General features: G+C 35.4%; 17 protein-coding genes and 1 riboswitch. Of the genes, 9 read left to right on the plus strand and 8 right to left on the minus strand.

The window, feature by feature from the left end:
* The first annotated feature begins 174 nt into the window (after nt 1-174).
* Nucleotides 175-1,362, plus strand: coding sequence for an acetyltransferase domain-containing protein (locus QWY86_RS01310; RefSeq protein ID WP_290237843.1), 1,188 nt, complete (start codon nt 175-177; stop codon nt 1,360-1,362).
* A gap of 47 nt (nt 1,363-1,409) precedes the next feature.
* On the opposite strand, the gene QWY86_RS01315 is transcribed toward QWY86_RS01310, so the two are convergent.
* On the minus strand, nt 1,410-3,695 hold the full coding sequence (locus QWY86_RS01315) for a GH92 family glycosyl hydrolase (protein WP_290237845.1): 2,286 nt from the start codon (nt 3,693-3,695) through the stop codon (nt 1,410-1,412).
* Between the two features lie 749 nt (nt 3,696-4,444).
* On the opposite strand from QWY86_RS01315, the gene QWY86_RS01320 reads away from it, so the two are divergent.
* From QWY86_RS01320 to aqpZ, 3 genes are all read left to right on the plus strand, one after another.
* The gene (locus QWY86_RS01320; RefSeq protein ID WP_290237847.1) at nt 4,445-4,582 is read left to right on the plus strand and encodes a hypothetical protein; all 138 of its coding nucleotides are present in this window, start codon (nt 4,445-4,447) and stop codon (nt 4,580-4,582) included.
* Nucleotides 4,583-4,974: 392 nt separating this feature from the next.
* Nucleotides 4,975-6,066: a tRNA 2-thiouridine(34) synthase MnmA gene (mnmA, locus tag QWY86_RS01325; protein ID WP_290237850.1), complete on the plus strand. Its 1,092-nt coding sequence runs from the start codon at nt 4,975-4,977 to the stop codon at nt 6,064-6,066.
* Between the two features lie 162 nt (nt 6,067-6,228).
* A complete protein-coding gene (aqpZ, locus tag QWY86_RS01330; RefSeq protein ID WP_290237851.1) occupies nt 6,229-6,936 on the plus strand; it encodes an aquaporin Z in 708 nt (235 codons plus the stop codon).
* 187 nt (nt 6,937-7,123) lie between these two features.
* Here aqpZ and QWY86_RS01335 read toward each other — a convergent pair whose 3' ends face one another.
* Both QWY86_RS01335 and QWY86_RS01340 read right to left on the minus strand, forming a co-directional pair.
* Nucleotides 7,124-7,639 (minus strand): glutathione peroxidase, encoded by a 516-nt coding sequence (locus QWY86_RS01335; protein ID WP_290237854.1) that lies wholly within the window; start codon nt 7,637-7,639, stop codon nt 7,124-7,126.
* A 66-nt stretch (nt 7,640-7,705) separates the two neighbouring features.
* Nucleotides 7,706-8,710 (minus strand): hypothetical protein, encoded by a 1,005-nt coding sequence (locus QWY86_RS01340; protein ID WP_290237856.1) that lies wholly within the window; start codon nt 8,708-8,710, stop codon nt 7,706-7,708.
* 216 nt (nt 8,711-8,926) lie between these two features.
* A riboswitch (SAM riboswitch) is annotated at nt 8,927-9,037 on the plus strand.
* Between the two features lie 274 nt (nt 9,038-9,311).
* Between QWY86_RS01340 and QWY86_RS01345 the strand changes: the two genes are divergently transcribed.
* The 3 genes from QWY86_RS01345 (at nt 9,312) to QWY86_RS01355 (ending at nt 13,129) form a co-directional block, all read left to right on the plus strand.
* On the plus strand, nt 9,312-10,643 hold the full coding sequence (locus QWY86_RS01345) for an O-acetylhomoserine aminocarboxypropyltransferase/cysteine synthase family protein (protein WP_290237859.1): 1,332 nt from the start codon (nt 9,312-9,314) through the stop codon (nt 10,641-10,643).
* 34 nt (nt 10,644-10,677) lie between these two features.
* A complete protein-coding gene (locus QWY86_RS01350) occupies nt 10,678-11,736 on the plus strand; it encodes a homoserine O-acetyltransferase family protein (RefSeq protein ID WP_290237861.1) in 1,059 nt (352 codons plus the stop codon).
* A 148-nt stretch (nt 11,737-11,884) separates the two neighbouring features.
* A complete protein-coding gene (locus tag QWY86_RS01355; protein WP_290237863.1) occupies nt 11,885-13,129 on the plus strand; it encodes a homoserine dehydrogenase in 1,245 nt (414 codons plus the stop codon).
* Nucleotides 13,130-13,203: 74 nt separating this feature from the next.
* On the opposite strand, the gene QWY86_RS01360 is transcribed toward QWY86_RS01355, so the two are convergent.
* Together QWY86_RS01360 and QWY86_RS01365 are read right to left on the minus strand one after the other, a co-directional pair.
* Nucleotides 13,204-13,647: a hypothetical protein gene (locus QWY86_RS01360; protein ID WP_290237865.1), complete on the minus strand. Its 444-nt coding sequence runs from the start codon at nt 13,645-13,647 to the stop codon at nt 13,204-13,206.
* A gap of 15 nt (nt 13,648-13,662) precedes the next feature.
* Nucleotides 13,663-14,433, minus strand: coding sequence for a queuosine precursor transporter (locus QWY86_RS01365; RefSeq protein WP_290237867.1), 771 nt, complete (start codon nt 14,431-14,433; stop codon nt 13,663-13,665).
* A 149-nt stretch (nt 14,434-14,582) separates the two neighbouring features.
* Between QWY86_RS01365 and QWY86_RS01370 the strand changes: the two genes are divergently transcribed.
* On the plus strand, nt 14,583-15,809 hold the full coding sequence (locus QWY86_RS01370; protein WP_290237869.1) for a multidrug effflux MFS transporter: 1,227 nt from the start codon (nt 14,583-14,585) through the stop codon (nt 15,807-15,809).
* 42 nt (nt 15,810-15,851) lie between these two features.
* Here QWY86_RS01370 and QWY86_RS01375 read toward each other — a convergent pair whose 3' ends face one another.
* The 3 genes from QWY86_RS01375 to QWY86_RS01385 all read right to left on the minus strand — a co-directional run bounded on the left by QWY86_RS01375 (nt 15,852) and on the right by QWY86_RS01385 (nt 19,796).
* Nucleotides 15,852-18,245, minus strand: a complete 2,394-nt coding sequence (locus QWY86_RS01375) for a TonB-dependent receptor (RefSeq protein ID WP_290237871.1) — start codon at nt 18,243-18,245, stop codon at nt 15,852-15,854.
* 97 nt (nt 18,246-18,342) lie between these two features.
* Nucleotides 18,343-19,014 (minus strand): ribulose-phosphate 3-epimerase, encoded by a 672-nt coding sequence (gene rpe / locus QWY86_RS01380; RefSeq protein WP_290237873.1) that lies wholly within the window; start codon nt 19,012-19,014, stop codon nt 18,343-18,345.
* A 200-nt stretch (nt 19,015-19,214) separates the two neighbouring features.
* The gene (locus QWY86_RS01385; protein WP_290237875.1) at nt 19,215-19,796 is read right to left on the minus strand and encodes a hypothetical protein; all 582 of its coding nucleotides are present in this window, start codon (nt 19,794-19,796) and stop codon (nt 19,215-19,217) included.
* 83 nt (nt 19,797-19,879) lie between these two features.
* Here QWY86_RS01385 and QWY86_RS01390 point away from each other — a divergent pair, with 83 nt between their 5' ends.
* A complete protein-coding gene (locus QWY86_RS01390) occupies nt 19,880-20,500 on the plus strand; it encodes a toxin-antitoxin system YwqK family antitoxin (RefSeq protein ID WP_290237877.1) in 621 nt (206 codons plus the stop codon).
* Nucleotides 20,501-20,538: the final 38 nt, after the last annotated feature.

Below are 20,538 nucleotides of genomic sequence, written 5' to 3' on the forward strand. Positions count from 1 at the left end.
ATCCACAATCATCTGCATACTCCTTATAGGAATAAATTCCTAAATCTTTCTAATTCAATATGAAAGCTACATTTTTTTGCTATATATATTCGTGCAATTATTTAAAACAATGTATCTTTAAAACTACAATAAGCAAATCTAACCATCCCTAAACTTATTGTCGTCTCAAATTAAATGAATGCTGACCAAACGCTTTTATCAAAACGGATTGTTTCTATTGATATTTTAAGAGGCCTCGTTATGGTAATTATGGCTTTAGACCACACCAGAGATTTCTTTCACATTAATGCAATGACTGGTGACCCACTTAACCCTGATACAACTACTGGAATTCTATTTTTCACAAGATGGATTACACATTTTTGTGCACCTACATTTGTTTTCCTATCAGGACTATCAGCCTACTTATCTGCTCAAAATAAAACGCCATCCCAATCAAGTTCTTTTCTATTTAAGCGTGGCTTGTGGCTAGTTTTTGTAGAAATAGCAATTGTTACATTCGGTTTAACCTTTAATCCAACCTATAATTTTATTATACTCCAGGTAATTTGGGCAATTGGAATTAGTATGATTTTGTTGGCCATTTTCAGTCGGATTTCTTACAATTTGGTATTGATTTTGGGATTCCTGTTAGTTTTCGGGCATAATGTTTTTAACCTCTTGCCTGCACCAAAAGATGAAGGCCTCAACTTAACCCTAAAAGTTTTTTTCACCGCTTTCGGAACGGTTGTTCCTATAGGAAATACTCACTTTGTTGGCGTGTTTTATGCAATTTTACCATGGACAGGAATCATGTTTTTGGGTTACGCAGCCGGAAAATGGTTTGCGAAGGATTATAATCCCATTAAAAGAAACAGGAATTTACTAAATTTTGGTGCTTTAGCGTTGATACTTTTTGTAGCACTTCGTTTATTAAGTATTTATGGTGATCCTTCTACAAGAAAAGAATACCATGATTTGGCTAAAAATTTATTATCTTTTTTTAACGTTAGCAAATATCCACCATCGTTACAATATACAAGTATGACGATTGGAGTAGCGCTATTGCTATTGGCTTTAATGGAAGAGGCAAGCAGTAAGTTAAGCAAAATGCTTGCTGTTTATGGCTCAGTTCCGTTTTTCTATTACATATTGCATTTTTACATATTGCACACCATTTTGGTTGCATTATTTTTTCTCGAAGGAAATACCACCTCACAAATTATACAAATGCCTTTTCTTTTTCGTCCGGCTACTTTTGGCTATAACTTATGGATAGTTTATACGATTTGGATTGTAGTAGTTGCATCACTTTACTATCCTAGTAAATGGTTCAAAAAGTATAAAGAAACCCACCGTAATTGGTGGTTGAGATATCTATAAAGCAAAAAAGCCCCGAAGTTTTCGGGGCTAGCTAATCTATGGGATGTTTATTTCTTCGGCTTTGCCGACATATAGAACGTCAGCTTACCACCATTTGTAATATCGCTATGCTTAATTTGGTAATCGGTAATTTCTTTACCATTTAAAACCACTTTGCTTACATAAACATTTTTAGGACTTTGTTTAATTGCTTCAACGGTAAAGGTTTTTCCGTTTTCAAGGTTTAAAACTGCATTGTTAACGGCCGGGCTACCCAATGAATATACATCAGAACCTGGTGAAACCGGATAAAAGCCTAAAGAAGAGAACATATACCATGCACTCATTTGTCCGCAATCATCGTTTCCACCCAATCCATCGGCCGTAGGTTTATACTGCATATTTAAAATGTGGCGAACTTGTGCCTGGGTTTTCCAAGGCTGACCAGCCCAATTGTAAAAATATGCGATGTGATGCGCAGGCTCGTTACCATGTACATAACCGCCAATAATACCTTCGCGGGTGATGTCTTCAGTATGCGCAAAAAATTCATCTGGCAAATGCATAGTAAATAAAGTATCCAATCGCGAAGCGAACTTCGCTTTACCGCCCATCACTTCCATTAATGAGGCTGGGTCATGTGGAACAAAGAAACTGTAATTCCAGCTGTTACCCTCAATAAAACCTTGCCCTTCAGTATCTTTCGGGTCAAACGCTTTTTTAAATGTGCCATCAGCTAATTTTGGTCGCATAAAGCCCGATGCTTTATCCCAGTTATTTCTCCAGTTGTTAGAGCGTTTGGTAAACTCGTTGTAAACATCCGTTCTGTTCAACTTTTTCGCTAATTGTGCAATGGCCCAATCATCATAAGAGTATTCTAAATTGTTCGAAACTGAAACTCCACTTTTATCTGAAGGAATAAATCCTTTATCGATGTAATAACCAATACCCTCGTAATCGCGGTGATTTGCCGTTGTAATACAAGCATCCAAAGCTTTATTTGCATCGCCATTGTAAGTTCCTTTAATAATGGCATCAGCAATAACCGAAACACTGTGGTAACCACTCATACACCAATTATCATTTGCATAGTGCGACCAAATTGGCAACATATGTAAACTACTTTGCTCGTAATGTGCCATCATCGATTTCACCATGTCGTTGCTTCTTCCCGGTTGCATAATGTTAAAAAATGGATGTAGTGCCCGGTAAGTATCCCAAAGAGAGAAAGTTGTATAATTTGTAAAACCATCCGCTTTATGAACATTTTGGTCTAAACCTTTATACTCACCATTTAAATCTGTGTAAACGGTTGGGTTTATAAAGGCATGATATAAAGCGGTATAGAAGTTAATTTTGTTATCATTCGAAGCATTAACCTGAATCTTATTTAATTCTTTATTCCAAATGCTTTGAGCTTGTGCTTTAACTTTGCTAAAATCCCATCCAGAGATTTCGCCACGCAAATTTTGCAATGCATTTTCCTGACTAACCGGCGACAAGGCAAATTTGATTTTTACTTTTTCGCCCTCTTCCGTATCAAAATCAAAATACATTTTAAGCTTCTTACCAGCAATCTCCGGGAAGTTTTTATCCTGATTAAATTTACCCCAAAAACCTCTGTACGCTTGCTTTGCATCGTAACTTTTACGACCATAGCCTTTAAAAGCTTTCGAGAAACTCATTGCAAAATACACCGTTCTGGTTCTAGCCCAACCATTTGTTTGGCGATAACCTGTTACTAAAGTATCGTTTACAACACGAACGTAAGTCCAAACGGTTTTTTCATCATAATTGTAAATTCCAGCCATCAAATCTAGAATAATATGCGATTGGTCTGATTTCGGAAAAGTGTATTGATGCATCCCAACTCGGGTTGTAGCAGTTAATTCGGCCGTGATGTTATCATCATCAAGCTTAACTTTATAATAACCAGCTTCTGCAACTTCATTAGCATGAGCATATGCCGAACGATAGCCAGATTTTGGGTCGCTTGCTGTACCTGGATTTAATTGCAGTTTACCTTGAGTTGGCATGATTAAAAAATCGCCTAAATCCGAGTGGCCTGTGCCGCTAAAATGCGTATGGCTAAAGCCTGTAATGGTTTTATCTTCGTATTTGTAACCCGCACAATATTTGTAAACGTTGCCATTGTACTTGCCATTAACTTCATAAGATAAAGTATCGGTTTCGGGGCTAAGTTGTACCGCACCAAATGGAACCGTAGCACCAGGATAAGTATGGCCCATTTTAGACGTACCAATTATTGGCTTAACATATTGAACCAAATTCTGCTGTGCTGAAGCGAAAACCGCCGTAAACAGTAAACAAGGCAAAATAATTTTTTTAATCATATCGGTTTTAAAATTTTAAAATTCTAAGGTATTAATTTATCTGTAATTGCTAAGCCAAAGTTAAACTAAATCGATTAACTATCTAAAAAAATACAAATGATTGAATAAATTTTTAGAAAAGCATGTTTGTGCTTGTCGGTTACTCCTGTCCCCGCCACATGCTTCAATCTTTTTGTTAATTATTGTAAGTGATTAAAGTTAATGAACCAAAAAGTATTTCCGCTATGTCGAGTTTAGATTGCAGTTTTACTACATAACCGTCATTTCGACCGTGATAGATATCAAGACGCAGCTACAAGGTGAAATGTTTAATTAGGTTCAAAGATTTCTCTGTTCCGCTACGCTTCAATCGAAATGACGGTACGACTTGCCTGTTTCAGTTGCAGAATTACTACATAACCGTCATTACGACCATAGCGGAGAATCACGAAGTGTTCAGCGAAGCTAAATCTTTTAAATGAGGTTCAAAGATTTCTCTGTTCCGCTGCGCTTCAATCGAAATGACGGTACGACTTGCCTGTTTCGGTTGCAGAATTACTACATAACCGTCATAACGACCGTAGCGGAGAACCACGAAGCGCTCAGCGAAGCTAAATCTTTTAAATGAGGTTCAAAGACTTCTCTGTTCCGCTGCGCTTCAATCGAAATGACGGTACGACTTGCCTGTTTCGGTTGCAGAATTACTACATAACCGTCATTACGACCGTAGCGGAGAACCACGAAGCGCTCAGCGAAGCTAAATCTTTTAAATGAGGTTCAAAGACTTCTCTGTTCCGCTGCGCTTCAATCGAAATGGACGATACGACTTGCCTGTTTCGGTTGCAGAATTACTACATAACCGTCATTACGACCGTAGCGGAGAACCACGAAGCGCTCAGCGAAGCTAAATCTTTTAAATTAGGTTCAAAGATTTCTCTGTTCCGCTGCGCTCCAATCGAAATGACGGCAAAGGTTGTAGATTTAGGTTGCAGGTTTTGTGCACAGGTTTAAGTTTTTAAACCAGATTGAAGCGGATACCGGCCTTGTGGTTAAGGCCTGCAGGCGTATGAGCAAAAGGCTGGACTAACGCTAACTTGTACGTAATTTTGCTTTTCAAAAAAATATTTTTGCTTGGCTATTCATAAACAACATACGAATGGCAAACATAAATTCTCAGCCAGTTTTTGCTTTTCAAAAAATCAAAAATTAACAAATACGCATTTCCCTTTTTACAAGTAACTGACTTGCTTTGCTTAAATTGAGGCAAATAAACCTTATTTTTGCGTCCAATAATTTTAAGATGAGTAAACACGGTAGAATTCTGGTAGCCATGAGTGGCGGGGTTGATAGTTCGGTAGCTGCAGTTATGCTACATGAGCAGGGTTACGAGGTAATTGGCCTGACCATGAAAACCTGGGATTATGCATCATCGGGCGGGAGTAGTAAGGAAACTGGTTGTTGCTCGTTGGATAGTATTAATGATGCTCGTACACTTGCTGTAAATTATGGTTTCCCACATTATATTTTAGATATTCGCGATGAATTTGGCGATTATGTTATCGATAATTTCGTTGATGAATACTTAGCTGGTAGAACGCCAAATCCTTGCGTTTTATGTAATACACACATCAAATGGGAAGCTTTATTGAAACGTGCCAACAAATTAGATTGTGAATTCATCGCAACCGGACATTATGCAAATATCCGTCAGCAAGATAGTGGACGGTATGTAATTTCGAAAGGTAAAGACGAAAATAAGGACCAATCTTATGTTTTGTGGGGCGTTTCGCAAGAGAACCTTTCGCGTACAAAATTTCCATTAGGTAGTTTCGCAAAAGCAGATATAAGGCAAATGGCTTTAGATATGGGGCAAGAGGAATTGGCCAAAAAATCTGAAAGTTACGAAATTTGTTTCGTGCCGGATAACGATTACAGAGCTTTCTTACGCCATAAGGTTGAAGATTTAGAAGAACGTGTTGCGGGTGGAAATTTCATATTAAGCAATGGAATGGTTGTCGGTCAACACAAAGGCTATCCGTTTTATACTATTGGTCAGCGCAAAGGTTTAGGCGTTGCTTTTGGCGAGCCAATGTTTGTTACTCAAATCTTACCAGAAAGTAATACCGTTGTTTTAGGCAGAGCTGATGAATTGGAACGTAAAGAAGCTATGGTCCGAAACATTAACCTGATAAAATATGCAAGCATTGAAGAGCCAATGAACGACGTGATTACAAAAATCCGTTATAAAGATGCGGGTATGTTAAGTACAATTGTTCAGGAAAAAGACAGAATGCGTGTAGTTTTTGACCACAATGTTTCTGCAATTGCCCCTGGACAATCGGCCGTATTTTACGAAGGAAATGATTTATTAGGTGGTGGATTTTTAGTTTAAAATCATCTTTAACAATATTTTAAAACCGACTTTAAGTCGGCTTTTTTTTGTTTTACTTAATTCAGCAATTTGAAATTTGCAAAAATTTTGAAATCGTAATTTTTAGGCTACATTTGCAGCATCTCATTCCTATTTAATTTTTTAACTATAAAAAAACTTTAAATGGAAACGAGTAAATTCTCAAAATTTAGCGCCGAATTTCTTGGCACTTTAGTATTAGTTTTAATGGGTTGCGGTAGCGCAGTAATTGCCGGTGCTGATGGTACAACGGGCGTTGGCTTGTTGGGCATATCCTTTGCTTTCGGTTTATCCGTTGTTGCAATGGCATATGCAATCGGGCACATTTCTGGTTGCCATATTAATCCGGCAATATCTATCGGGATGGTTTTTGCCGGCAGAATGAAAGCCAGCGAAGCAGCTTACTACATTGTTGCACAAATTTTAGGTGCAATTGCTGGTGCAGGCTTATTATACTTAATTGTAAGTAACCAAGCAACTTTCGCAATGAAAGAATGGGCATTAGGCTCAAATGGTTGGGGAAAAGGTTATTTGGGCGAGTACAATTCTACGGCAGCTTTTATAGCTGAAGCAGTATTTACTTTCATCTTTTTATTGGTGATTTTTGGCTCTACATCTACCAAAAACATTAATGGCGGATTTGCAGGTTTAGCAATAGGTTTAAGCTTAGTGCTAATTCATATTGTTGGTATTAAAATAACTGGCGTATCTGTAAACCCGGCTCGTAGTATCGGTCCTGCTGTTTTAGCGGGTGGCGAGGCATTAAAACAAGTTTGGATGTTTATTGCTGCTCCGATTGTTGGGGCAATTTTAAGCGCTGTAGTTTGGAAAACTGTTTTAGAGAAAAACTAATGAAGATGGAAAAGGTAAGATGGAGGATGGAATAAAACGAATTCTATTATTTATCATTTTTTCATCAGTATAGACATTATTCAATAAAAAAGGGTAAAATGGAAGATTGAATAAAACCCACTCTCCATTTTACCTTTTTATTTCAGATAGAAAATCATTCCATTTTCCATCAAACATCTTCATATACCTAAAGATTTTTTACAATTGCCTCATCCATAGGCTTAGTTTTAGAACGGAAACGATGAACCAACTCTCCTTTTTCGTTGATTAAAAACTTTTCGAAGTTCCATTTAATATCACCTTGCTCTTCTGTATTAGTTTGCGTTGTTAAATACTTAAACAAAGGACTAATATCATCACCTTTTACACTGCTTTTTTCAGCAAGTAAGAATGAAACATTGTATTTTCCGGTACAAAATTCTTTAATTTCTGCATTCGTAGAGAATTCTTGTCCACCGAAATTACCAGCCGGAAAACCGATTAAAACAACTTTTTTACCATACTGCTTTTGAAGTTTTTCTAAATCTTCGTACTGTGGCGTATAACCACATTTAGATGCAGTATTAACTATCATAATTTTTTTGCCTTTAAATTTCGATAGTTTTATTTCTTTACCATCGATTGTTTTAAAGCTGAAATCGTAAACATTTTTTGGTGGGTTTGGAACCAAAAAGTTTAATAGAATTAAAATCGTGCTTATCATTTTATGTTTATTTTATATACGAATATAGGTACAAATAGTTTTTTGAACGTGCTTTTTATTTCAAATCTATTTAGGATTACAAATAGTAGACAATTTAGCAGAATAATTAGCATTTAATGGTTCGTTGGTTTGTGCCAAACGTTGTGAACCTGTGTTTGCCGGACAAGCAATATCGCCAACTGCATCATAGATCAATCTGTTACCATTTGCCACTAATTCTTTTGGCACATAAATTTGAACTTTTGTAATCGAATAGCCAGAAGGGAAATAACGAATGTAGTAACCATCAGGATGTTTAGTCCAGATGCCGCTTGGTACATCCGCTCTTGTAGGCGCCATCCCTGCAAGGATTGCATACTTCTCCATATCAGCATAGGTGTAATTGCCAGAAGAAACCAATTGTCGGATATTATTTTCAGCTTCGAAAACCGCTTTTACACCAGATGGCAATTGGTCTTTAGCTTTCTCCATAACATCGAAAGGCAATATACCCAATGCGCCACCTTCTAATTGGGTAAGCTGCTTAGGTGTAAGTAATTTTATAGCAGTGAGTTTAACTTGTCCGGCGTAATCAGCAAATTTTGTTCTGGCAATAATTGTCCATAGTAAAACCTGAATATCATGCTGTTTAACATCCTGATGTTTTTCAGCGCTTCTTAATACCGAAATTACAATTTGTTCTTTCGGACCCAAAACTGGTGCAAACATATAACCATCACCCTTCGATGGTGCAAATGTTCCGGCTTTTAAGCAATAACTTTTATTCGTCATTTCATAAAAACCATCACATAAAATATAACCGCCTTCAGTATTTCTTGGAAGAAGATATAATGGTTGGTATTTTGCTGATGCATTGAATTCGGGCATCTGCTCGCCTTCTCGATTTACATCCTCAAAATTTGTAGAAATTGCCTCTGGTTGTTTCAAGAATTTGTCTACTCCCAATGCTTTGGCGCCTTGAGTGGTTCCTACTTTTAATAATTTATCTTTTAAGCCACCGAATTGTGCATTAGCTGATATGCATGCTACAGATAATAATGATGTTAAGAGAATGATTTTTAGATTTTTCATAGAGGATTAGATTTATAGGTAATACAAACTTAGAACATTACGGTTAATTCTATATAAATTTAAAAAAAATTATTCCTCCAAACTCTATCTATTATTCTCATATTCAATATTTTAAATAAAAATCAGAATTTTATTTTGTGAATTAAAAATAAATTCAGACATTTGAAATATTATTTGGCAAACAAGCTAAATAAAAGTCAATCTTTTTATCAGATTGATTTATAAAGAAGTGGCGAGAGACTGGCTCTAAGACCCACTGGCAACCCTCAGAAAGAGAAGGTGCCAATTCCTGACCAAATAACATGGTGTTATTTGGAGATATAAATTTAACTGATGAATACATTAAATCTTCAATCGCAAAGCGAATCCAGTACAAAACTCCAAAAGGTAGAAATTTCGTCTATTAAATTAATGTGTTTTGAAATGCAGGCGATTACTTGTATGTGCTGTTGCATACAGTAATCTAAAAATCTTCCACTCTTGTTTCTTTTTCAAATTGGAAGGTCCCGAATAATCGGGATACGAAGCCATATTAGAATTTAGGTTTTCCTTGATTCAGCCCAGTTATTCAAACATTCATTTAATCAATAGTCCAGAAATTATGTCAACCTCATATAAATTTGAAACTTTACAGCTACACGCAGGACAAGAAATAGATCCAACAACAGGTTCAAGAGCTGTTCCGATATACCAAACAACATCCTACGGATTTAATAGTGCCGAACATGGTGCGAATTTATTTGCACTGAAAGAATTTGGTAACATTTACACTCGTTTGATGAATCCAACAACCGATGTTTTTGAGAAAAGAATTGCTGCTTTGGAAGGCGGCGTTGCTGCACTTGCTGTAGCATCCGGACAAGCCGCACAATTCATCGCTTTGCATAATATTTTACAAGCGGGAGATAGTATTGTCTCATCTTCACATATTTACGGTGGAACTTACAATCAATTTAAAGTTTCATTCAAACGTCTAGGCATTCAGGTTGATTTTGCAAATCCAGATACACCTGAAGAATTTGAAGAAAAAATTACGGATAGTACAAAAGCTATTTATTTAGAAACCATCGGTAATCCTGCGTTTAGCGTGCCTGATTTTGAGAAAATCGCAACTATTGCGAAGAAATATGATATCCCATTAATTGTTGATAATACCTTTGGTGCAGGTGGTTATCTATTTAAACCATTAGAGCATGGTGCAAATATCGTAGTAGAATCTGCAACGAAATGGATTGGTGGTCATGGAACCAGTATTGGTGGTGTAATTGTAGATGGCGGAAATTACAATTGGGGCAATGGGAAATTTCCTCAGTTCACAGAGCCATCATTAGGTTATCATGGTTTAGTTTTTAATGATGTTTTCGGCATCGGCGGCCCGTTTGGGAATATTCAATTTATTATCCGTGCGAGAGTTGAGGGTTTAAGAGATTTAGGCCCTGCACTTTCTCCTTTCAATTCATTTTTGTTGCTTCAAGGTTTAGAAACCTTATCACTTCGGGTTCAACGCCATGTAGATAATGCTTTGGAATTAGCCATTTGGTTAGAAAATCATCCACTGGTTAAAGAGGTTCAATATCCTGGTTTAGCAAGCAGTAAATATAACGGTTTGGCTAAAAAATACCTTAGCAATGGTTTTGGTGGTGTTTTAACCTTTGAGTTAAAGGGAACTAAAGCGAATGCTACGCAGGTTATTGATAATCTGAAACTGGTATCTCACTTAGCCAATGTTGGTGATGCTAAAACATTAATTATTCAACCATCAGCTACAACACATCAGCAATTAAGTGAAACTGAACAATTAGCAGCTGGTGTAAAGCCTAATGCACTAAGAGTTTCAGTTGGAATAGAGCATATCGATGACATTAAGGCGGATTTTGAGCAAGCTTTTGCATCAATCGACACTAAAATTACTGAAGAAAGCCTCCAAGCTTAATAAATTTTTTAGATACAACACGACAATTTTTACAATGAGCACTGCATCAATATATAATCATACCAAACAATTTAAATTAGAAAGCGGCAAAAAACTTCGCGATCTTCAAATTGCGTATCAAACCTATGGAAAGCTTAATGCAAATAAAGACAATGTAATCTGGGTTTGCCATGCACTTACCGCAAATGCTGATGTTTTTGAGTGGTGGGAAGGTTTATTTGGGCAAAATGCTTTGTTTAATCCAAACGACCATTATATTGTTTGCGCTAATGTTTTGGGTTCAAACTATGGAACCACAAATCCTTTAAGTACAAATCCGGTAACAGGCTTACCTTATTATCTATCGTTTCCACAATTTACCATTAGAGATTTTGTTTCAGCACATCAATTATTGGCAAATCATTTGGGCATTAATCAAATCAAATTATTGATTGGCGGTTCATTGGGCGGTCAACAGTCTGTAGAATGGGCGATATCTGAGCCAGCGAGAATAGAAAATCTTATTTTGGTTGCTACAAATGCAGTTCATTCGCCTTGGGGAATTGCTTTTAATGAAAGTCAGCGTTTAGCTATAACAACCGATAGAACATTTTTCGCCAATCAGCCTGATGGAGGCTGCAAAGGTTTAAAAACCGCCAGAAGCATTGCACTTTTAAGTTATAGAACTTACAATGCGTACGGAAGCACCCAGGTTGAAAGTGTTAATGATAAAACGGATAATTTCCGTGCTTCATCTTACCAAAATTATCAAGGTGAAAAATTAATAAATCGCTTTAATGCATACAGTTACTATTATTTAACTAAAGCGATGGATAGCCATAACGTTGGTCGTAATCGTAAATCAATTGCAGAAGCTTTGAAATTAATTAAGGCAAATACTCTAGTTATCGGTATTGAGAATGATTTTCTGTTCCCTATTTCTGAGCAAAAATATCTCGCTGATAATATAACGGATGCTGCTTTTGAAACTATCCATTCTGAATATGGACATGATGGTTTCTTAATTGAAACAAATGCTTTAACAAACATCATCGGAAACTTTATCAAAGAAAGCAGAAATAAGAAAATTATTAAGTTACAGCACACGGCCTGATAAAGTTTGAAGGCTGGAAAATTGAAGGTTTAAGAAAACTAGCGATAAAGCTAAAGGGAAAATCAAATTAAAAAAAACAAAACTAGCGAATCTGTATTGAACCATATCTTGATACTTGATACCCGCTACTTGATACTACAATACAATCATGAGTAAAAATTTAAAAATAGGATTATTTGGATTCGGAGTTGTTGGGCAAGGCTTGTTGGATATTATCCAAAGTCAAAACCTAAACTTAGAGATTATAAAAATTGCAATAAAAGACCCAAAGAAAAAGCGTACGCTAAATAAAGATTTATTTACAACCGATAAAAATGAAATTCTGAGCAATTCGGAAATTAATACGATTGTAGAGTTAATTAATGATGCCGATGCAGCTTATGAAATTGTTACTGCAGCAATAAAGAATGGCAAAAATGTAGTATCTGCGAATAAGAAAATGATTGCTACTCATTTAAAAGAGTTGGTTGATTTACAACAAGAGCATGGCACATCATTACTTTATGAAGGTGCCGTTTGCGGAAGTATTCCAATTATCAGAAACCTTGAAGAATATTATGATAATGAACTTTTCCATGCGCTAAGCGGAATTTTCAATGGTTCTTCAAATTATATTTTATCAAAGATTTTTAATGAAAATCAGCGTTATGATGCTGCTTTAAAAGAAGCTCAAGATTTAGGTTTTGCCGAAACCGACCCAATTTTAGATGTTGGCGGTTACGACCCGAAATACAAATTAGCTATTGCAACTGCGCATGCTTATGGTTTATTTGTTAATCCGGATGCTATTTTAAACATTGGTATTCAAAATCTTTCGCATTATGATATTAAATATGCTCGTGAGAAGAATTTCAAAATTAAATTAGTACCAACGGCTAGAAAGGTAAATAAGAAAGATATTGTTACTTACGTTTTGCCAAAATTAGTAGCTAAAGATGATTTCTTATACAATGTTGAAAATGAATACAATGCAGTAACCGTACAAGCGGCTTTCGCTGATAAACAGTTTTTCTTTGGTAAAGGTGCAGGTGGCCATCCAACGGGCGCAGCTGTACTATCAGATATTGCTGCTTTACGCTACGATTATCGTTACGAGTATAAAAAATATCACTCAGAAAACGGCGTAAAACATACAGAAGATATTTTACTGGAAGTTTATTTACGTTATGCGGATGAGGATCTTATCAGCCACTTAGCATTTGATAACATTAGTGAGCGTTATGCAGCCAGCGAATATAAATATGTTATTGGCACTGTTAAATTAAATGCTTTGATTAAAAACCGCGATTTGCTTTTAGATAAGGATGTTTTTATTGCTTACACAGGCAGGCAAATTTACAAACAAGAGCAAGTTACAGATAATGTTTTCGCTGAAGAACTAGCAGCGATTTAAGATTTTTTTAAGGTTAATTTTTTTATTTGTTTTGTTGTTAAGCATAAAGGTCGGAGCGATTTCGACCTTTTGCATTATGGCTTGGTTTTAATATATCTTTCTACAATTACCCTATCAATTCCCTCTTTTTCTACCTGCTCCACTCCTGTTTGGATGAGTGTATCGCCATGCAAAATTATCTTAAAATCAAAAGTTTTACCTTCCCAGTTTTTGTTACCATAATATTCCAGGTGTTCTACATAAGCATCATTATTTAATGTATAACTTCCACCACCAGCATCAAAACCTAAAGTATCAGCCTTATTTAAACTATGTTTTAGAAATGCAAAATGAGTATCGTTAATGATTTTTATCATTTCAAAATCCATAGGATACTCGCTAGTTTTACCAGTTTTTTTATCGGTTATACTTCCTGAAATCAATTTCCAGGTACCTTGAATAGCTAGCGTTTTTGAAGATTCACTCTTACAAGAAAAAAGCAAGCAAGCTGCGATTAAAACTAAGAATTTCGATTTCATATTTAAAGTTTTTAATTATCCTCTGCCAGCCATATCAATTAATTTCTTAGCTAAATTATTGCCTAAATAGCCATCAATTATTGCATGTACAATGTACAAAATTGGAGTCATTAAAATGGCGACAATAAATTTGTAGGTATAGTTTACCAAACCAATTGCAGCAACCATTTCCCAACTGTAACTATACTGCGGATTTAAGTAAAACGCAATAAAAATCACTACGAAACTATCTATTAGCTGAGAAACTAAAGTAGAGCCAGTTGCTCTTAACCAAAGTGCCTTATCACCAGTTATTCTTTTTATCCTGTGAAAAATTAAAACATCTGCCAGCTGGCCAACAATAAAGGCCACAATTGAACCAACAATAATCCACATACCTTGACCAAATATCCCTGCAAAAGCATTATTCATGTTTAAATCTTCGCCATTAATTTTTTGATGCACCCAAAAATCGGCTGCACTTAAATGCATTGAACCCCAAACTACAATAAAGGCGAAAGCAATTAAAATTGAAGTTAGAATTGACAAAAACCTAACCTGTTTCACTCCAAAATATTCGTTTATTATATCGGTCATGATAAAAATTATTGGCCAGGTTAACACTCCGGCCGACATTACAAAAGATAGATTCGGAACGCCAAATAAATTAATATCGAACTTTTTTAAACCCAGCGTTTCTTCAACACTGAATAATTTTACGCCAATAAATTCTGATAAGATTGCATTTGCCACAAAAAAACTTCCAAGGATGAGAAGTAAACGGCTTTCTTTAGTTTTAAAAGTCATAGCCTATAAATCTAAAAATAAATCGAATCAGATTTATATGGTGATGTGTTAAAATTTTAAAACAATTACTTTTTACAATCTGTCGATAATAAAAATAGGTTAAGAAAGATAATCTCCCAATCTTTGCCGCCAGTAAAAAACTAACGAACATGGCTCAGAAAAAACACTTTTTCCTTATATTAATATTGGGTTCTTTAGCGGCTTTAGGCCCATTTTCTATTGATATGTATTTACCAGGCTTTGTTGATATTGCCCAGGATTTAAAAAGCACAGAATCTACGGTTGCATTATCACTATCAAGTTTTTTCATAGGCATTTCTGCTGGTCAGCTTTTATATGGCCCACTACTTGATAAATACGGACGTAAAAAACCGCTATACTTCGGTTTGGCGCTTTACATTTTATCATCGTTTTTATGTTTGGCCGTTACCGATGTAAATCAGCTTATTATCCTTCGTTTTGTACAAGCAATTGGTAGCTGTGCTACGGCAGTTGCTTCTGTAGCCATGGTTCGAGATTTATTTACCGTTGAAGAAAGCCCAAAAGTTTTTGCTTCACTAATGCTGGTAATTGCAGTTTCGCCTATGCTTGCGCCAACGGCGGGAGGCTATTTAATTGCAGCCTTAGGCTGGAAATATGTTTTTGTGTTTTTAGGCTTAATGGCAATTTTAATCCTTTTGGCTACCATATTTAAATTACCAGAAAGCTACAGGCCAGATCCAAATTATTCTTTAAAACCGAAACCAATAATAAACAGTTTCTTAACCGTTTTAAGAGAGCCACAGTTTACAACCTATGCATTAATCAGCTCAATTACCTTCTCCGGTTTATTTGCTTATGTATCGGCATCGCCAACAGTTTTTATGAAGTTGTATGATGTTAGCAAAACAGGTTACGGATGGATTTTCGCATTATTATCTGTAGCTTTTATTGGCTCAAGCCAGTTAAATAGTTTAATATTAAAATGGTTTAGTAGTAAAAAAATTGTAAGTTATGCATTGCTGGCTCAATGCGCCTTCAGTTTAATTTTTCTTGCCTTTGCATTAAACGATTGGTTAAATCTATACTCAACCATCGGTTTTATTGCGCTATTCCTTTCATGCTTAGGATTTATCAACCCAAATGCAGCAGCGTTATCTTTAGCGCCATTCACAAAGAATGCAGGCAGTGCATCTGCCTTAATGGGGGCTTTGCAAATGGGTTTAGGCGCATTGGCTTCAGTTATGGTTAGTTTATTTAGCGAACATTCTGTTGTACCAATGCCGTTTGTTATGACGGTTGCTGCATTTGTAGCATTATTTTGTCTTTTAATTGGTATAAGATTTATCAAAAACGAAGTTAAAGCATCAGCAGATACAGCCGTTATTGGACATTAATTCGATTTTATGCCAGCTACCTAAGATACAAACATAACTTGATTAAGACTTATTCTTCAACTTCACAATCAATTTTAAATTAAATTGTCTGCCTGTTAAATAATTTGGAATCGCGTATTGAACGTTTTCTACATCCTTGAGCCATAAGTAGGAAACTGTATTATCAATATTGAGCATGTTAAATACCTCAAAAAATAGAATTACAGCATTGAAATTTTTATCTAAAAACTTTGGTTTATGTGAGGCTGCATCATCCAAAAAATCTTTTGAAAAACCGATATCCACACGCTTGTAAGACGAAACATAAAACTTATCTAAATATCTCGGCGTTTGCGACGGTCCAATTGGAAGTCTGGAGCCATAAAGCATATTTAAATGCACTTTATAAGTTGGACTATTTAGTAATTTATCCTGAAAGAAAACCGAAAGATTTAATCTTTGATTGGTTGGCCTTTTTAGATACCCAGGATAAACTGTTGTACCATTTTGCACATAGCTATCACCAATAATATCTTCGTTAGCATGCATAACCGACATACGGAAATAAGAAACCAAATCTTTCACAAATTCACCACCAACGCTAAAATCGGCACCATAGGCGTACCCTCTGGAAACTTCACTGGCTAAGTATTTAATCCTCAAATTATCAATTTTGTAAGGGATTAATCTATCCGAATATTTGAAATAGGCTTCAGAAGTAAATTTTAAGCGAGTTCCAAATGCATCAAAAGCGTAATCATAACCAATAGAAGTGTTGTATGAACTTTGAGCCTTCTGATTAATATTCAACTTTCCAGTAAAATCACGGATGGTTCGGTAAGATGGTGGTTGCTTATAAACTCCAGCGGTAAACCTTAAAATTTTATTATTTGTATTCGGTCTGTAGGCAATTAACATTCTCGGACTAATCAACAGTTGCCTACTTAAAGAACTATAAGTTGCACGAGCGCCTAGCTGAAGTTCCGCATAATTTGAAAGCGAGTAACTATCCTGAATGTAAGCACTGTAATTTTTTATATCGATGTTATTTTCTACGTTAATAACATTTTGCAACACAATGTTTTTCCCATTATTTGGAAGAATAAAACCTGCAGAATCTGTATAATTATATTCATTTAATCGGTCGTTATATTTAGCTTTATCAAATTTTAATCCCCAAGAAAAAACATGGTTGTCAAAATTTTGGTCAACCTTAATTTCTGATGTAAAAATCTGTGTATTCAAACTATTTCTGCCATAGTTGTAATAACTGCCAATACCTTTATTTTTTGTAATAGGACCAAAATTCTGAATTGGAAAACTGGTATCAACTTCATCGAAAACGTAACTTCCATCAATATCAAAACGCTCCCGCTCTATTGTATTAAAATAACTATTGATAAATTTTACTACGAGATTTGGTTTTGGTGAATAAGATGCTGTTACCGCAGTACCCAAAGTTTGATAGTCATCAATCTCTTGACCCATGTAATCAACATTTAACCTTAAGGTTGTATTCAATGTACCAAACTGTGTTTCTCTATTGGTGGGTATTAATTTAAACTGACCCAAATTCAGGTTTCCTAAAAAGCTAACATTAAATTTTGGAGAAAAATCATATTGGTACAAAAGCTGAACATCACCAAAATTGGGACTATAACTCCCCTTTTCATCCTGTTTAATCAAAACATTGGCATTATTTTTATAACGCAAACCTGCAAGTAAAAAACTCCTTCTAAAAATCCGCTTTGCGGAAATTGAAGTATTTAAAAGACTTGTACTTAAAATGGTTTGATTGCTATCTGGTTTATCATATTTAATATCTAAAACAGAAGATAGTTTATCGCCATATTTAGCCTCAAAACCACCAGCTGAGAATTTGGCTTTAGTTACTAAATCAGCATTTATAAAACTTAATCCTTCCTGCTGTCCGTTACGGATTAAAACAGGTCGGTTAATTTCCACATCGTTAATATAAATCAAATTTTCGTCAAAATTACCGCCTCTTACGCTATATTGTGCACTTAATTCATTATTAGTTGATACACCCGGTAGCATTTTAAACATAGTTTCAAAGTTCCCTGAAGCCAAGGGCATTGAAGCTACATCCCCAATATTAATGGTTGTTGTATTACTCAGCTGATTTTGCTTATCTGTAATATTAATTTGTTCCAGCTCGTTAATATTCGGAACTAAATTTACTTGCTGTGTTATCCTTGCACCAGAATGCTCATTAAATTTTAATGTTTGCGGCTGATAACCGAGAAGTGAATATTTAATACTAAAAGTTCGCGATTTTGAATAAATGGTGTAAACGCCAAACTCATCAGTTACGGTACTTTGCGCTTGACCTAAGACGATAACCGTTACCTGAGATAGTGGTAACTTTTCATTATTATAAACAATTCCAGAAATCCTGACCAGAGGTTGAGCAACGGCAAAACTGCCACTCGCCATCAATAGAAAAAGGATTAGCCGAAATTTGAGCATTAGGTTAGTATCAAGATAAAAGTATCAGGTATCAAGAAACCCTCACAATTAAACAATTCTACAATTAAACATTTAAACTATTTATTGTCATGCTTTTCATTTTAGAAATGGTTTCCGTTGGATTTTCTGAAGCAAAAACTGCATTACCTGCTACGAACGATGTTGCACCTGCTGAAACCAATGTACCAATATTTTGCAAGCCTACTCCTCCATCAACCTGGATAATTAAATCTTCATTCACACCTTGAATCAGGCGTTTCAAATCCTGAATTTTTTTATAAGTATTATGGATAAAAGCTTGTCCGCCAAAGCCAGGATTTACCGACATGATTAACACCAAATCTAAATCCGCAATTACATCTTGCAACATAATAACAGGTGTATGCGGATTCAAAGCTACTCCAGCTTTACAATCAGAAGCTTTTATCAATTGAATTGTTCTATGTAAATGAGTACAAGCCTCGTAATGAACGGTTATCCTATCAGCACCGGCTTTGGCAAATTCTTCTATGTATTTATCTGGCTCAACTATCATTAAATGAACATCCAAATCTTTTTTTGCATGTTTCTTAACGGCAGCCATAACAGGGAACCCAAAAGAAATATTGGGCACAAAAACGCCGTCCATTACATCAACATGAAACCAATCGGCCTCACTTTGATTAATCATTTCAATATCACGTTGTAGATTGCCAAAATCGGCAGCAAGTATGGATGGAGCTATTATGTGTTTCATTTTTTTTTGTTAACGTCATTGCGAGGCACGAAGCAATCTTAATGCATTAGTAAACTAGATTGTTTCGTAATTTGCAATAACGACGAGTTTATACAATTTTACGAATACGGCAAGTTACAAAATCATTGTTAAACAAAATAGCCATCAACAAAAAACCCTCTCAGTAAACTGAAAGGGTCAAAATTTTATTTCAATTTAATTTAGAGGGCTTGTCCATCTCTTGTAATCTCTACAAATTTCTCAATTCTGTCGGTGTAGTTATTAGTATAGTTTTGATACTCATAATAATCTGTTCGTCCACCGTAATTATTATAGCCACTACCGCGGTAAACTGGTGTTTTACCAGACTTTGTGTAGCTCGCAATAGATTGAAGAAAATACTTACCAGGCTTCATTTTACTAAATTTAAATCTTCCGTACTCATCAGTTTGAACGGTAATGCGCCAATGAAAAGCTTCTTCAGACATATAAACACTCGTTTTTTTGTTCTCTTCTTTCTTCCTTAATTTATACCATTCTTCAAAATAGCTTGTTACTGGAAACAAAGTTACCTGAACGTTTGCTGCTTTAATTTTAGGTGATAAAGGTGCTCGATAACCAAGAGCTGTTTTTGGTCCTGTAACAGCGACTCCTTCAATACTCGACATCCCCAGAGCCAACATACTCTTAGCTTGTAGCGAGTCAAAAGGAACTTGTGGATAATATACCACCTTTTGTGCATTTGTTCTAAAAACAGTCGATGTGAAAACTAGGGATAGCATAATGATTTGTAGTTTTTTCATAAGTTTACATATAGAATTTGTTTTTTATAAATGTAATTATAATATTACATTCTTAAATTATTTAGGAATAAATCATATCAAGCATGAAAATATATTTAACAATAATTATTTCAATTTGTACTTTCAATCTTGTCTTTGCTCAAAAAGAAAAGCCGTGCGGCATGAAGGATGGGCTGCAAGAGGGAACTTGCAAACAATTTTATGCCAATGGAAAAATCAGCTCAGTCGAAAATTGGAAAAAAGGTAAAAGAGAAGGAATTGCCAATTATTATTACGAAAATGGGCAATTAAAAGTAACAGTCAACTTCACGAAAGATAAACGAAGTGGCGAATGGAAATATTTTTTTGACAATGGAATCTTAGAGGCAGATGAATTTTACGTTTACCGGGATTTTGCAGAATTAAAAGAAGGTATTTTTAAAAAATTTTTCAAGGATGGGAAGCTTAATGAAATCTATGCTTACGTAGATGATAAGCTAGAAGGAAATTACACATTATATTTCAACAACGGCAACATATCACAAAGAGGTACTTATCGAAACGATAAACAAGATGGGAACTGGAAGAGCTTTTTTGAAAGCGGAAAACCAAAGTGCGAATCTACTTATGTAAATGGTAAAAAAGAGGGAACCAGGATTTGTATTGATGAAAAGGGTAAAATTATCAGTGAAGAAATCTACAAAAATGGCATTAAAATAAAATAAAGAATGCAGAAAAAAACCCTTTCAGTAAAAACTGAAAG

The organism is Pedobacter aquatilis (assembly GCF_030409415.1).
Lineage (GTDB): Bacteria > Bacteroidota > Bacteroidia > Sphingobacteriales > Sphingobacteriaceae > Pedobacter > Pedobacter aquatilis.